This window comes from Sutterella sp. (genome assembly GCF_030539355.1).
Lineage (GTDB): Bacteria > Pseudomonadota > Gammaproteobacteria > Burkholderiales > Burkholderiaceae_F > Sutterella.
The window spans coordinates 1-12,170 of record NZ_JAUNSF010000003.1 but is presented as its reverse complement, the minus strand read 5'-3'; the positions used below and the strand labels follow the sequence as shown (position 1 = coordinate 12,170).

The window sequence follows — 12,170 nt, the reverse complement described above, 5'->3', positions numbered from 1 at the left end:
TCATGTCGAAATACGGAATCATCGTCCTCGTTGACAAGTGCGCCGGCTGCCACGCCTGTGCCATCGCCTGCAAGGAGGAGAACCAGGTCGCCCCGGGCATCTTCTACGAGCGGATCCGCCGCTTCGAGAACGCCGAGGCGCGTTACATCAACTACTTCAGGGCCTCGTGCCAGCACTGCGAGAACCCGGCCTGCATGAAGGTCTGCCCGGCGAAGGCCATCCACAAGGGCCCGGCGGGCGAGGTGCTCGTCGACGAGGAGAAGTGCATCGGCTGCCAGATGTGCGCCCGCGCATGCCCCTACGGCGTGCCGCAGTTCAACACGTCGGGCAACACGAACTACTTCGGCGACAAGATGCCGCTCGCCGTGCGCGACCTCGAGCCCTGGCAGAAGCACCGCGCGGGACGCGCCGAGCACTGCACGCTCTGCACGCACCGCACCTCGCAGGGGCGTCCGCCCGCCTGCGTCGAGGCCTGCGGCATCGGCGCCATGGTCTGGGTTGACTACGAGAACCCGACCAAGGACACCGAGAAGCTCATCGCCGCGGCGAAGATGATGAACAAGGCCGCGGGCACCGAGCCCAAGGTCCGTTACATCGCCAGGCACATGGACGTCGAGAAGTACCCGCTGAAGCTCTGAGCCTTGAGAAAAATGAAAAGGGCGGGTCCCCAAAGGATCCGCCCCGGCATTCTTCAAGCGCCTCAGTTCTTCTGCGCGAAGAGCGCGGCCGCGGCCTCGAGCAGCGTCGCCGCGTCCCTGTAGGGCCCCGCCTCGGGGCCCTTTTCGTTGATGGCCGCGGCAACCGCCTGCATCATCGGGGCGGCGTGCTTCCCGAGGAAGTCACGCGCCGTGTCCTCCTCGCCGCGCAGTCCTAGCACCGCGAGAAAGCCGAGCATCAGGCCGAGGTGATCCTCGGGCACGACGGGACCGGCGGAGAGCTCGAGGCCCGCGTCCTCGTAGATCCTGCGGCACTCGATCTGGGCGGCCTGGCAGTTGAGGCGGTCGGCGCTCGTGTAGACGCTCTCCGTGAGCGGAATGGTCTTCTCACCCACGCCGAGGAAGAGCTTCGCATAGGCCTGCGCGAGCTCAAGGTCGGCGGGCGGCGCGTGCGCGGCGATCTCGTCGACCTTTGTGAAAAGCACCTCGTCAGGCGCGCCGCAGCGCGCGGCCTCCTCGGCGATCGTCTCCGCGGCCGCGGGGAGCGCGGAGGCGGCGCCCAGGGTCTCGGGCTGCAGGAAGAGGAGGGCGAGCGCGTCGAAGGCGGGCTGAAGGGCGGTGACGGAGGGGGTGGTCATGATGCGGGGCCGTTGAAGCAAAAACCCGGACTGCTTCGATCTGCAGCCCGGGTTCGGGAATTGGTGGAGGCGGCGGGAGTTGAACCCGCGTCCGAAAATCGTTTTCTGGCGGTTCTACATGCGTAGCCGAATGATTTGGATCTCAGCAGCCGTTTTGCCGATCGGCGGGCCAGCGGCTGCCCAGCCGTCTAAGTTTCGGAACGCCGTCGACGACAGCCGGCGCACCTAGGCTTTGTAATTTGATACTGCTGACGGTTGCCCGTCCTGACCCAAAGTCAAGTCAGTGCAGCATCCCGCGGGATTAGGCCGCGAGAGCGAAACGCTTGTTGTTGGCGTTTAATTGATTGCAGCGGATTTACGAGGTGACTGCACCTCGGCATGCCCCGGACAGCGTCAGTATCCTCGTCGAAACCAAGGCGCCCCCGGAAATCGGTAGAGGGGAATCATAGCGAAAAGCCCGGAGCCCGTGTGTAACACGTTCACAGACTGTCGCATTCCGTGACTCAGCCGCGACGGATCGCCCACTCGAAGAGGTCCGCCGGTGACGTGGCCACGAGTTCGGTGATGTCAGCCGGCGTGGGGGAGGGCTGGCAGCCCCAGGCCACCCAGGCGAAGGGGAGCCCCGCGGCGTGCGCGGCCTCGGCGTCGAAGGTGCTGTCGCCCGCGTAGACCGCGTGCGCGGCGGTGATGCCGGTGTCCTCTAGCGCCTTGATGAGGCTGTCGGGCTTCGGCTTCACGGCCGTGCCGGGCATGCCGACGCCGATCACGACGGCCATGTGGCGCGTGAGGTCGAGTTCGTCGCAGACCGCGCGCGTGAGCTCGATCGGCTTGTTCGTGACGATGCCGCAGGCGATGCCCGCCTCGGTGAGCGCGCGCAGCAGGTCGCGGATGCCCGTGAAGAGCGGGGAGTGCGAGACGCCGCGGCGACGGTAGTTTTCGAGGAACTCCTCGCGCATCTCCGGGAACTTCGGGTCGTCACGCTCGATGCCGAAGGCCGTGCGCAGGAGCGCCGGGGCGCCGTGCCCCGCGGGGGCTCGCAGCACCTCCATGGAGAGCTCGGGCAGGCCGCGGTCGCGGAGCATGTCGTTCACGGCGCCGCCGAGGTCCGGGGCGGTGTCGACGAGCGTTCCGTCAAGATCGAAGAGGAAAAGTTGCGTGCGCATGGCTTCTCGAATCGGTGAGTGAAGGCAAAAACGTTAGCAAGTGTAAAAGAAAAGCCCCCGCCGGAGAGACAGGGGCTTTTGTTGCTCTTTAGCTACGAATGCTCAGGGCACTCGCGTGAGGGAGCATTAGTTGGCCGGACGGGCGCCGATGACTTCAACGACAGCGCGGCGGTTCGGCTGCAGGCAGTCGACGAGCTGACGGAAGTTCTTGACCTGGCCGTTAGCGGACGGATCCGGGCAGTTGACGACCGGATCGGCCTCGCCCTTGCCCTCAGCCTTGATCAGGGCGGCGTCGACGCCCTTGTTCACGAGGTAGGCCTTGACGGCGTCGGCACGCTTCTCGGAGAGAGCCTGGTTGTAGGACTCGGAACCGATTCGGTCGGCGTAGCCGGTCGAGAGGATGACTTCGAGATCAACGCCGGCGATGCGGGAGACGAGGTCATCAAGGATGGCCTGGCCCTCAGCCTTGAGCTGGGCGGAGTTGAAGTTGAAGAGCATGTCGGCGGAGAAGGTCACCTTCTCAGCCTGCTGGGCGGGGGCGGGAGCCTCGGCGGTGCAGGCCTGCTTGTCGAGGATGTCGGCGTCGCACTGGCAGCCGGCGCCTTCAACACCGAGGGCCTCGGCGAGGGCCGGGGTCCAGAAGCCCGTGCGCCAGCAGAGATCGGTGGAGTTCACCACGATCTGGCCGGAGGAGGACTGGACATAGGGAACCACCTTGTCGGCGGCGGAGGCGCCGAAGGCGATGAGGAGAGCGGCGGCAGCGCCGCAGAGCTTCGCGGAAGTCTTCATTTAAGGGATCCTTTATAAAGAACAGGACGAGAGTGAATGCCTGCCCTTCCTGAAACAAAGAGACGGCACTGAAAAGTCATCCCGGGTTCGGGAGTGGTCCGCCGGGGCGGGGTCTTCCCGAGAGAAAACGACCCTGACGGATCAACAGATTTCTTCGCCGCCATTATAGAAAGGGCGGGGACAAGCCGCAAAAAACGGCTGTCCCTGAAACTGTCCGGGCGGGGGGAGGAGGTCACGCCTCAGCCCCGCGGGAACCGGAAGAATAGCGAAAAAAAGTGACTCAGATTCGATTTTGCCACGATTGCGCAATCGCAACGGCCTGGTCGGCCTCGGCGCCGCTGCGGTATTCGACAACGACGTTCTTTTTCATGATGAGCTCGCCCGCGACCCAGGTGTGCGTGATTGCCTCGCGGCCCGAGGCGTAGAGGATCTGCGCGGCCGGGTCCTGCACGGGGAGCGACTCGGGACCCGCGAGATTGATCGCGAACATGTCGGCGGCCTTGCCGAGCTCGATCGAGCCGATCTCATCGTCCCACTTGAGCGCGCGAGCGCCGCCCAGGGTGGCGGCCTCGAGCATCGCGAAGACGGGAGCGGAGGTCGGGTCGCCCGAGACGCACTTGTCGAGCATCGCGGCGAGGCGGGTTTCGCCGAGCATGTCGAGCTTGTCGTTGCTCGCGGCGCCGTCGGTGCCGATGCCGACGTTGATGCCGGCCTCGAGGAACTTCGGGAACGGCGCGAAGCCCGAGGCAAGCTTCAGGTTCGAGCACGGGCAGTGGCAGATGGAGGCGCCCGCCTCGGCGATGCGCGCGATGTCCGCATCGTTCGAGTGGACCATGTGGACGGCGATCAGGCGGTCGTTGACGAGCCCGAGACGGTCAAGGCGCTCAATCGGGCGGCAGCCGTGGTCGCGGATCGAGTCGGAGACCTCGCCCGCGGTCTCGTTGACGTGCATGTGGATCGGCAGGCTGTACTTCTCGGAGAGCTCCGCGCAGGCCTTGAGCGCCCTGTCGGAGACCGTGTAGGGCGCGTGCGGGCCGACGGAGGCGCGCACGAGCGGATCGGCGCCGAGGCTCGTGAAGAGCTCCTCGGAGGCCTCGAGGTAGCCGTCCTCGTTCTTCGCCCACGCGGTGGGGAAGCCGATCACGATGCCCGAGACCACGCAGCGCAGGCCGGCCTTTCTCAGGCCCTCGGCCGCGGACTTCGGGAAGAAGTAGTGGTCGGAGGCGGTCGTCACGCCGCCCGCGGCCATCTCGAGACCGGCGAGCCAGGCGCCGTCACGGACCCACTCCGGGCTCATGAGCTTGCCCTCGGCGGGCCAGATCTTGGTCGTGAGCCAGTCCATGAGCGGGAGGTCGGCGCCGAGGCCGCGCACGAGGTTCATCGCGACATGCGTGTGCAGGTTCACGAAGCCCGGCAGAAGGGCGCTCTGCGGGAGCGAGACCGTCTCGCGGGCGGTGATGCTCGCGCGGGCCTCCTCGATGGGCAGGATCGCCGCGATGCGGCCTTCGCGCACGGCGACGGCGGTGTTTTCAAGAATGACGCCGCGGGGGGCGACGGGGATGACCCAGCGGGCCTCGATGAGAATGTCTGCTTGCATGACGCGTCAGAGTGTCCGTACGGAGTGACGGCAGGTAAATTTCCCGTGCGAATCCGTGGATTCGGGCGGGGGTTGTGATCTTTTGCGGCGACCACCCGGCTCCGGGAGATCGCCGCCGAAACTGATAAAATAACCTGTTTCCAATCTTGCCGCAGGTGCCGGCTCCCCCGGGCGACCCGTTTGTCGCCCTGATGATGAGTCCCCGAAAAGCGCCCGCGGCCTTTTGTGCGCTCCTTTGTCTGACTTCCCCCGCGGGCGGAAAGTCCGTCAGGAGCGCAATCCTTCTATCAGGGTGTGCAATGGACGAAGAAAAGAAGAACGAAGGCGAGGAGCAGAACGAAGCCGGTGCGGTCACTGACGCGGAAGACGCGCAGGAGCCCGAGGAGGCGGCGTCTCCCACCTCGGGCGACGCCATTGCACAGGAGCTTCTCCCGGTCGCCATCGAGAGCGAGATGCGCCAGTCCTACCTCGATTACGCCATGAGCGTGATCGTGGGACGCGCGCTGCCCGACGTGCGTGACGGCCTGAAGCCCGTTCACCGCCGCGTGCTCTACGCGATGAAGGAGATCTCCAACACCTGGAACAACCCGACGAAGAAGGCCGCCCGCGTGGTGGGCGAGGTCCTCGGCAAGTTCCATCCGCACGGCGACAGCGCGGCCTACCAGACGATCGTGCGCATGGCGCAGGACTTCTCGATGCGCTACCCGCTCGTCTACGGCCAGGGCAACTTCGGCTCGATCGACGGCGACAGCGCGGCGGCCATGCGTTACACCGAAGTGCGCCTCATGAAGATCGCCGAGGAGATGCTCGCCGATCTGCACGAGGACACCGTCGACTACATCCCGAACTTCGACAACTCCGAGATGGAGCCTGTCGTGCTGCCCACCCGTCTGCCCGAGCTTCTCGTGAACGGGTCGTCGGGCATCGCGGTCGGCATGGCGACCAACATTCCGCCCCACAATCTCCGCGAGACCGTCGACGCGTGCGTGCACACGCTCGAGCACCCTGACTGCTCGATCGAGGAGCTCATCCGCCGCATGCCCGCCCCGGACTTCCCCACCGGCGGCATCATCTTCGGCATCTCCGGCGTCCACGAGGGCTACCGCACCGGCCGCGGCCGCGTGCTGATGCGCGCCCGCACGCACCTCGAGGAGTTCGGCAACGGCCGCACCCGCATCGTCGTCGACGAGATCCCGTACATGGTCAACAAGCGCGTGATGTACGAGCGCATGCACGAGCTCTGGCGCGACAAGAAGCTCGAGGGCATCTCCGAGATGCGCGACGAGTCCACCCGCCAGGTCCGCATCGCGATTGACCTGAAGATGGGCACGATGCCCGAGGTTGTGCTCAACAACCTCTTCAAGAACACGCAGATGCAGGAGAGCTTCGGCATGAACATGGTCGCCCTGGTGGACGGCCAGCCGATGCTGCTCAACCTGAAGCAGATGATCACGCACTTCCTCGCGCACCGCCGCGAGGTCGTCACCCGCCGCACGGTCTTCCGCCTGCGCAAGAGCCGCGAGGCCGGCCACATCCTCGCCGGCCAGGCGATCGCGCTCGCCAACATCGACGAGTTCATCCGCCTGATCCGCGCCGCGAAGACCGTCGAGGAGGCCCAGGCCTCGCTCATGGGCCGCGGCTGGCCGCTCGGCTTTGCCGCCGAGATCACGGCGCGCGCGGCGACGTACGGCCGCGACGCCGAGCCCGAGGGGCTCGATCCGACGCGCGGCCTGCAGCCCGACGGTCTCTACTACCTCACGAAGACCCAGGTCGACAACATCCTCGCGATGAACCTGAGGCGCCTCACGGGCCTCGAGCGCGAGAAGATCCTCGCCGACTACTCGGCGATGATGGAGCGCATCTTCGACCTCATCGACATCCTGCGCCGTCCCGAGCGCGTCACGGCGATCATCCGCGACGAACTGCTCGCGATCCGCGCGGCCTTCGGCGACGACCGCCGCTCGACCATCGACCTCGAGGGCGACCCGAACTTCAACAAGCGCGACCTCATCCCGCGCCGCGACATGGTCGTGACGATCACGCATGGCGGGTTCGTCAAGAGCCAGGAACTCGCCGACTACAACGCGCAGTCCCGCGGCGGCAAGGGCAGGAACGTCCAGGCCACGCTCAAGGATGACGAGATCGAGAAGCTCTTCGTGGCCAATTCGCACGACATCATCCTGTGCTTCTCCACGCTCGGCCAGGTCTACCCGATCGACGTCTTCGACCTGCCCGAGGGCAAGGCGAACTCGCGCGGCCGTCCGATCGTGAACCTGCTCCCGCTCGACGAGGGCGAGCACATCAGCTTCATCCTCCCGATCCAGGGTTTTGACGAGGAGAAGAACGTCGTCTTCGCGACGAACCTCGGCACAGTGAAGCGCACGCCGCTCTCGGCCTTCGCCAACGCCCGCAACAAGGGCATCCGCGCGATCACGCTTGACGAGGGCGAGTACCTCGCCGGCGTCACGATCACCTCGGGCGAGGACGACATCTTCGTCTTCTCGAGCGCCGGCCGCTGCGCCCGCTTCAGCGAGACGGCGATCCGCGTCATGGGCCGCGCGGCCCACGGCGTGAAGGGTCTGCGCCTCGGTGCGGGCGAGAAGCTCGTCGGTCTCTGTGCCGCGCAGGAGGGCGAGGAGAAGTTCATTCTCACCGCGACCGAGCACGGCTTCGGCAAGCGCACCGCAATCGCCGAGTACCCGAGGAAGGGCCGCGGCATCCGCGGCGTGATCGCGATCCGCACCTCCGAGCGCAACGGCAGCCTCGTGGCGGCCTTCGTCGTCACAGACGAGGACGACATCATGCTGCTCTCGACGGGCGGCAAGGTGATCCGCACCCGCGCGGGCGAGGTTCCGGTCCGCAGCCGCAACACGCAGGGCGTGAAGCTCATCAGCTTGGGCGAGGACACCCTCGCCTCGGTCGAGCGCATCGAGCGCACGGGCGAGGAGGATGACGAGGAGGTCACGCACCTTGAGATCGAGGAGGTCGACGAACCCGAGGACGCGCTCCCCGAGGATGACGACGCGGACGAGGCCGACGAGGCCGATGACGCCGCGGAGGATTCCGACGAGGGCGAGGCCGAGGAAACGCCGAAGCCCTAAACTTCTGTCACACTCCGGGACGGCCTCGGCCGTCCCCGCTGAACGGCCGCCCCCGGGCGGCCGTGCCAACATCAGGGAAGCCCCCCGACTTTCCGTCCCCTTTCTCTGGAGAGATTCCCCATGGCACGTCCCTACAACTTCGCCGCCGGCCCCTCGACGCTTCCCGAGTCGGTTCTTAAGCGCATCCAGTCCGAGATCATGGACTGCGGCTGCGGCTACTCGATCCTTGAGGCGAGCCACCGCGGCGCGGTCGTCATGGGGATGATCCGCGACCTGCGCGCGCGCATCCGCTCGCTCCTCAACATTCCCGAGAACTACGACATCCTCTTCTGCCCGGGCGGCGGCCACATGCAGTTCGCCATGGTGCCGATGAATCTCCTCGGCGCCGGGACGCTCTCGACCTACATCATCACGGGCTCGTGGAGCAAGGCGGCCGCCAAGGAGGCGCTGCGCTTCGGCCGCGTGCAGACGGCCTACAACGGCTCGGGCACCCGCGTGCCGGGCGACGACGAGATCGAGATCAACCCCGAGACGAGCTACTGCGCGTACTGCGAGAACGAGACCGTGCACGGCGTCGAGTTCAAGGTCCCGCCCTCGATGGAGGCCACTCCCTCGGTGCCGCTCGTCGCGGACCAGTCGAGCAACTTCCTCTCGCGCCCCGTTGACGTCTCGAAGTTCGGCCTCATCTGGGCCGGCGTGCAGAAGAACTTCGGCGTGCCCGGCATCGCCGTCGTGATCCTGCGCCGCGATCTTCTCGGCCTCGCGAGCAACGAGGTGCCGATGATGCTCAACTACAGCGTCTACAGCCGCTCCGAGAGCGTCATGAACACCCCGCCCGTCTTCGCCCTCTACGTCTCGCACCTGATGGCGCAGTGGATCGAGGAGAAGGGCGGTCTCGAGGCGATGAACAGGCTCGCCATAGAGCGCTCGACCATCGTCTACGACGCGATCGACTCGATGCCTGAGATGTACACGGGCCACGTCGAGAAGGATTCGAGGAGCCGCATGAACGTGGTCTTCCGTCTGCGCGACGAGCAGCTCACGCCCGTCTTCGTGAAGGAAGCAGCCGCCGCGGGCCTCGTCAATCTCGCCGGCCACCGCTCGGTGGGGGGACTGCGCGCCTCGCTCTACAACGCCATGCCGCCCGAGGGCGCCGTGGCGCTCGCGAACTTCATGAAGGACTTCGCCCACAGGCATCCGCTGAACGTCACCGTTCCGGTCGCCGGCGGCAATTGATTTTGAGAGTTAAAGAATGGCTCTGACTGTTCCGGTCATCACCATCGACGGCCCGGCCGCAAGCGGCAAGGGCACGATCGCGGAGCGTGTCGCCCGCGAGCTCGGCTTCCACTACCTCGACAGCGGCGCGCTCTATCGTCTGACGGCGGTGGCGGCACTGCGCGCGAAGGCCGACTTCAACGATCCCGCCGCCCTGGAGGCGGTCGCCCTCGGGCTCGCCCCCGAGTTCCGCGACTCCCGCGTCTGGCTCGCCGGCGAGGACGTGAGCGCGGCGATCCGCACCGAGGAGGCGGGCGTCGCCGCCTCGCGCGTCGCCGCGGTCCCGGGCGTCAGGAAGGCGCTCTTCGACCTGCAGCGAAACGCCGCCCGCGCCCCCGGTCTCGTCGCCGACGGCCGCGACATGGGCACGGTGGTGTTCCCCGAGGCGCCGCTCAAGGTCTTCATGACGGCCTCGGCCGCCGTGCGCGCCGAAAGGCGTGCGCTGCAGCTCGAGGCAAGGGGAGAGAAGGCCGACCGCGAGGCGCTCCGGCGCGACCTCGAGGAGCGAGACCGCCGCGACCGCGAGCGTGCGACGGCCCCCCTCGTCGCGGCCGCGGACGCCCGCGAGCTCGACACCTCGGAGATGCCCATTGACGAGGTCGTGAAAAAAGTCCTCGAATGGTGGCGACTCGCGAGCTAAGTTGCTGTAACATACCCGTTTCTTCGGCGGTCACCGACCCAAAGGAGGCCGCCATTTTCATCAACTCCGCCTGCATCGGAGCTCACAGGGAGCGCCGGTCCGCAGGTGTGCCTTATTTCATTCCCCTTTTTCACAATGTCCAACGAAATCAACCAGCCCGAATCCTTCGCCGAGCTTTTTGAGCAGAGCCTTGCCAGCCAGGAAATGCGTCAGGGTGAGGTCATCACCGCTGAAGTCGTCCGCGTCGACTACAACTTCGTCGTCGTCAACGCCGGCCTGAAGAGCGAAGCGTACGTGCCTATCGATGAGTTCAAGGATGACAACGGCGAAGTCACGGTTCAGCCCGGCGACTACGTCTCCGTCGCTATCGAGTCCGTTGAGAACGGCTACGGCGACACGATCCTCTCGCGCGACAAGGCCAAGCGCCTCGCCGCCTGGATGAACCTCGAGCAGGCGCTCGAATCCGGCGAGCTCGTCAAGGGCACCGTCACGGGCAAGGTCAAGGGCGGCCTCACCGTCATGACCAATGGCATCCGCGCCTTCCTCCCGGGTTCGCTCGTCGACACCCGTCCGGTCAAGGACACGACGCCGTACGAAGGCCAGACCTACGACTTCAAGGTCATCAAGCTCGACCGCAAGCGCAACAACGTCGTCGTCTCCCGCCGTGCCGTCGTCGAAGCCAACATGGGCGAAGAGCGCGCGAAGCTCCTCGAGACGCTCGAGGAAGGCGCCATCGTTAAGGGCATCGTCAAGAACATCACCGACTACGGTGCGTTCGTTGACCTCGGCGGCATTGACGGCCTCCTGCACATCACCGACCTCGCCTGGCGCCGCGTCCGCCACCCGAGCGAAGTCGTCACGGTCGGCCAGGAGATCACCGCCAAGGTTCTCAAGTTCGACAAGGAGAAGGTTCGCGTCTCCCTCGGTCTCAAGCAGCTCGGCGAGGATCCGTGGATCGGCATCGCCCGCCGCTACCCGAAGACCACCCGCCTCTTCGGCAAGGTCACGAACATCACCGACTACGGTGCGTTCGTTGAGGTCGAGGCCGGCATCGAGGGTCTCGTGCACGTCTCCGAGATGGACTGGACCAACAAGAACATCGATCCGCGCAAGGTTGTCACGCTCGGCGCTGAGGTCGAGGTCATGGTTCTCGACATCGACGAGGATCGTCGCCGCATCAGCCTCGGCATGAAGCAGTGCAAGCCGAATCCCTGGGGCGAGTTCGCTCAGTCCCACAAGAAGGGCGACCGCGTCAAGGGCCAGATCAAGTCGATCACCGACTTCGGCGTGTTCATCGGCCTGCCCGGCGGCATCGACGGCCTCGTGCACCTCTCCGACCTCTCCTGGAACGAGTCCGGTGAGGACGCCGTCCGCCAGTACAAGAAGGGCGACGAGGTTGAGGCCATGGTCCTCGGCATCGACACCGACCGCGAGCGCATCAGCCTCGGCATCAAGCAGCTCGGCGGCGATCCGTTCGGCACGTTCTCCTCGACGCACGAGAAGGGCGCTGTCGTTCAGGGCACCGTCAAGTCGGTTGACGCCAAGGGCGCCGTGATCGACCTCGGCAACGACGTCGAGGGCTACCTCCGCGCCTCCGAGATCTCCTCGGACCGCGTTGAGGACGCCTCGAGCGTTCTGTCCGTCGGCCAGGCCATCGAAGCCGCCGTCATCAGCCTCGATCGCAAGAACCGCAGCATCCAGCTCTCCATCAAGGCGAAGGACGCTGCCGAGGCCCGCGTTGCGCTTGACCGCGTCAACGCCGATGCCGGCTCCGCCACGGGCACGACCAACCTCGGTGCCCTGCTCAAGGCCAAGCTCGAGCAGAAGTAATCCGCGTCAGTGGAGGCAACCATGGGTATTTCCATTACAAAGTCTGAACTGCTCTCCGAGCTCTATGGCCGTCTTCCGACGTTCCGTGAGCGCGACTGCATGGACGCGGCGGCTGTGATCATCGACTCGATGAGCCAGACGCTCGTTGAAGGCAGCCGCATCGAGATCCGCGGCTTCGGTTCGTTCGGTCTCAAGTACCGTCCGGAGCGCATCGGCCGCAATCCCCAGGACGGTTCAGCGGTTGCTGTGCGCGCTCGCTACACGGTGTTCTTCAAGGCCGGCAAGAGCCTTCGTGAACGCGTGGACCAGAGCCGCGAAAACTGATCCAAGACTCTGCAGTTTTCTCCCCGGTCAATCCGGGGAGGGACTGCAGAAACGGATTCCTTCAGAAGGAGCCGCACTCCGCTCTAAACGGAGGCGCGGCTCTTTTTTTTCGTCTGTCGGTCCGAGGGGAGGGAGCGGCAGGATTTTGTGATATCCC

The 12,170-nt window shown here is 65.9% G+C and carries 10 protein-coding genes and 1 other RNA gene; 6 read left to right on the top strand and 5 right to left on the bottom strand.

Going from position 1 to position 12,170, the window contains the following annotated elements:
• The first annotated feature begins 2 nt into the window (after positions 1-2).
• Positions 3-638, top strand: coding sequence for a 4Fe-4S dicluster domain-containing protein (locus tag Q4F91_RS01175; RefSeq protein WP_303333934.1), 636 nt, complete (start codon positions 3-5; stop codon positions 636-638).
• Positions 639-700: 62 nt separating this feature from the next.
• Here the strand turns inward: Q4F91_RS01175 and Q4F91_RS01170 are convergent, their stop codons facing one another.
• The 5 genes from Q4F91_RS01170 to Q4F91_RS01150 form a co-directional block, all read right to left on the bottom strand.
• Entirely contained in the window at positions 701-1,294 is a 594-nt protein-coding gene (locus Q4F91_RS01170) for a molecular chaperone (RefSeq protein ID WP_303333933.1), read from the bottom strand.
• A gap of 61 nt (positions 1,295-1,355) precedes the next feature.
• Positions 1,356-1,718, bottom strand: a transfer-messenger RNA (tmRNA) gene (gene ssrA, locus Q4F91_RS01165).
• A gap of 79 nt (positions 1,719-1,797) precedes the next feature.
• Positions 1,798-2,457 (bottom strand): HAD family hydrolase, encoded by a 660-nt coding sequence (locus Q4F91_RS01160; protein WP_303333932.1) that lies wholly within the window; start codon positions 2,455-2,457, stop codon positions 1,798-1,800.
• 126 nt (positions 2,458-2,583) lie between these two features.
• Complete coding sequence (locus Q4F91_RS01155) at positions 2,584-3,246, bottom strand: OmpA family protein (RefSeq protein ID WP_303333931.1); 663 nt, start codon at positions 3,244-3,246, stop codon at positions 2,584-2,586.
• Positions 3,247-3,526: 280 nt separating this feature from the next.
• Complete coding sequence (locus Q4F91_RS01150; RefSeq protein WP_303333930.1) at positions 3,527-4,843, bottom strand: TRZ/ATZ family hydrolase; 1,317 nt, start codon at positions 4,841-4,843, stop codon at positions 3,527-3,529.
• 299 nt (positions 4,844-5,142) lie between these two features.
• Here Q4F91_RS01150 and gyrA point away from each other — a divergent pair, with 299 nt between their 5' ends.
• The 5 genes from gyrA to Q4F91_RS01125 all read left to right on the top strand — a co-directional run bounded on the left by gyrA (position 5,143) and on the right by Q4F91_RS01125 (position 12,013).
• Positions 5,143-7,944, top strand: a complete 2,802-nt coding sequence (gene gyrA, locus Q4F91_RS01145; protein ID WP_303333929.1) for a DNA gyrase subunit A — start codon at positions 5,143-5,145, stop codon at positions 7,942-7,944.
• Positions 7,945-8,064: 120 nt separating this feature from the next.
• Positions 8,065-9,180 (top strand): 3-phosphoserine/phosphohydroxythreonine transaminase, encoded by a 1,116-nt coding sequence (gene serC, locus Q4F91_RS01140; RefSeq protein ID WP_303333928.1) that lies wholly within the window; start codon positions 8,065-8,067, stop codon positions 9,178-9,180.
• Between the two features lie 16 nt (positions 9,181-9,196).
• The gene (cmk, locus tag Q4F91_RS01135) at positions 9,197-9,859 is read left to right on the top strand and encodes a (d)CMP kinase (RefSeq protein ID WP_303333927.1); all 663 of its coding nucleotides are present in this window, start codon (positions 9,197-9,199) and stop codon (positions 9,857-9,859) included.
• A gap of 135 nt (positions 9,860-9,994) precedes the next feature.
• The gene (rpsA, locus tag Q4F91_RS01130) at positions 9,995-11,689 is read left to right on the top strand and encodes a 30S ribosomal protein S1 (protein ID WP_303333926.1); all 1,695 of its coding nucleotides are present in this window, start codon (positions 9,995-9,997) and stop codon (positions 11,687-11,689) included.
• A gap of 21 nt (positions 11,690-11,710) precedes the next feature.
• Positions 11,711-12,013, top strand: a complete 303-nt coding sequence (locus Q4F91_RS01125) for an HU family DNA-binding protein (RefSeq protein ID WP_303333925.1) — start codon at positions 11,711-11,713, stop codon at positions 12,011-12,013.
• Positions 12,014-12,170 lie beyond the last annotated feature (157 nt).

Coding starts and splice junctions, on each gene's coding strand:
- Q4F91_RS01175 (WP_303333934.1), top strand. CDS start 3: ATGTCGAAATACGGAATCATCGTCCTCGTTGACAAGTGCGCCGGCTGC.
- Q4F91_RS01170 (WP_303333933.1), bottom strand. CDS start 1,294: ATGACCACCCCCTCCGTCACCGCCCTTCAGCCCGCCTTCGACGCGCTC.
- Q4F91_RS01160 (WP_303333932.1), bottom strand. CDS start 2,457: ATGCGCACGCAACTTTTCCTCTTCGATCTTGACGGAACGCTCGTCGAC.
- Q4F91_RS01155 (WP_303333931.1), bottom strand. CDS start 3,246: ATGAAGACTTCCGCGAAGCTCTGCGGCGCTGCCGCCGCTCTCCTCATC.
- Q4F91_RS01150 (WP_303333930.1), bottom strand. CDS start 4,843: ATGCAAGCAGACATTCTCATCGAGGCCCGCTGGGTCATCCCCGTCGCC.
- gyrA (WP_303333929.1), top strand. CDS start 5,143: ATGGACGAAGAAAAGAAGAACGAAGGCGAGGAGCAGAACGAAGCCGGT.
- serC (WP_303333928.1), top strand. CDS start 8,065: ATGGCACGTCCCTACAACTTCGCCGCCGGCCCCTCGACGCTTCCCGAG.
- cmk (WP_303333927.1), top strand. CDS start 9,197: ATGGCTCTGACTGTTCCGGTCATCACCATCGACGGCCCGGCCGCAAGC.
- rpsA (WP_303333926.1), top strand. CDS start 9,995: ATGTCCAACGAAATCAACCAGCCCGAATCCTTCGCCGAGCTTTTTGAG.
- Q4F91_RS01125 (WP_303333925.1), top strand. CDS start 11,711: ATGGGTATTTCCATTACAAAGTCTGAACTGCTCTCCGAGCTCTATGGC.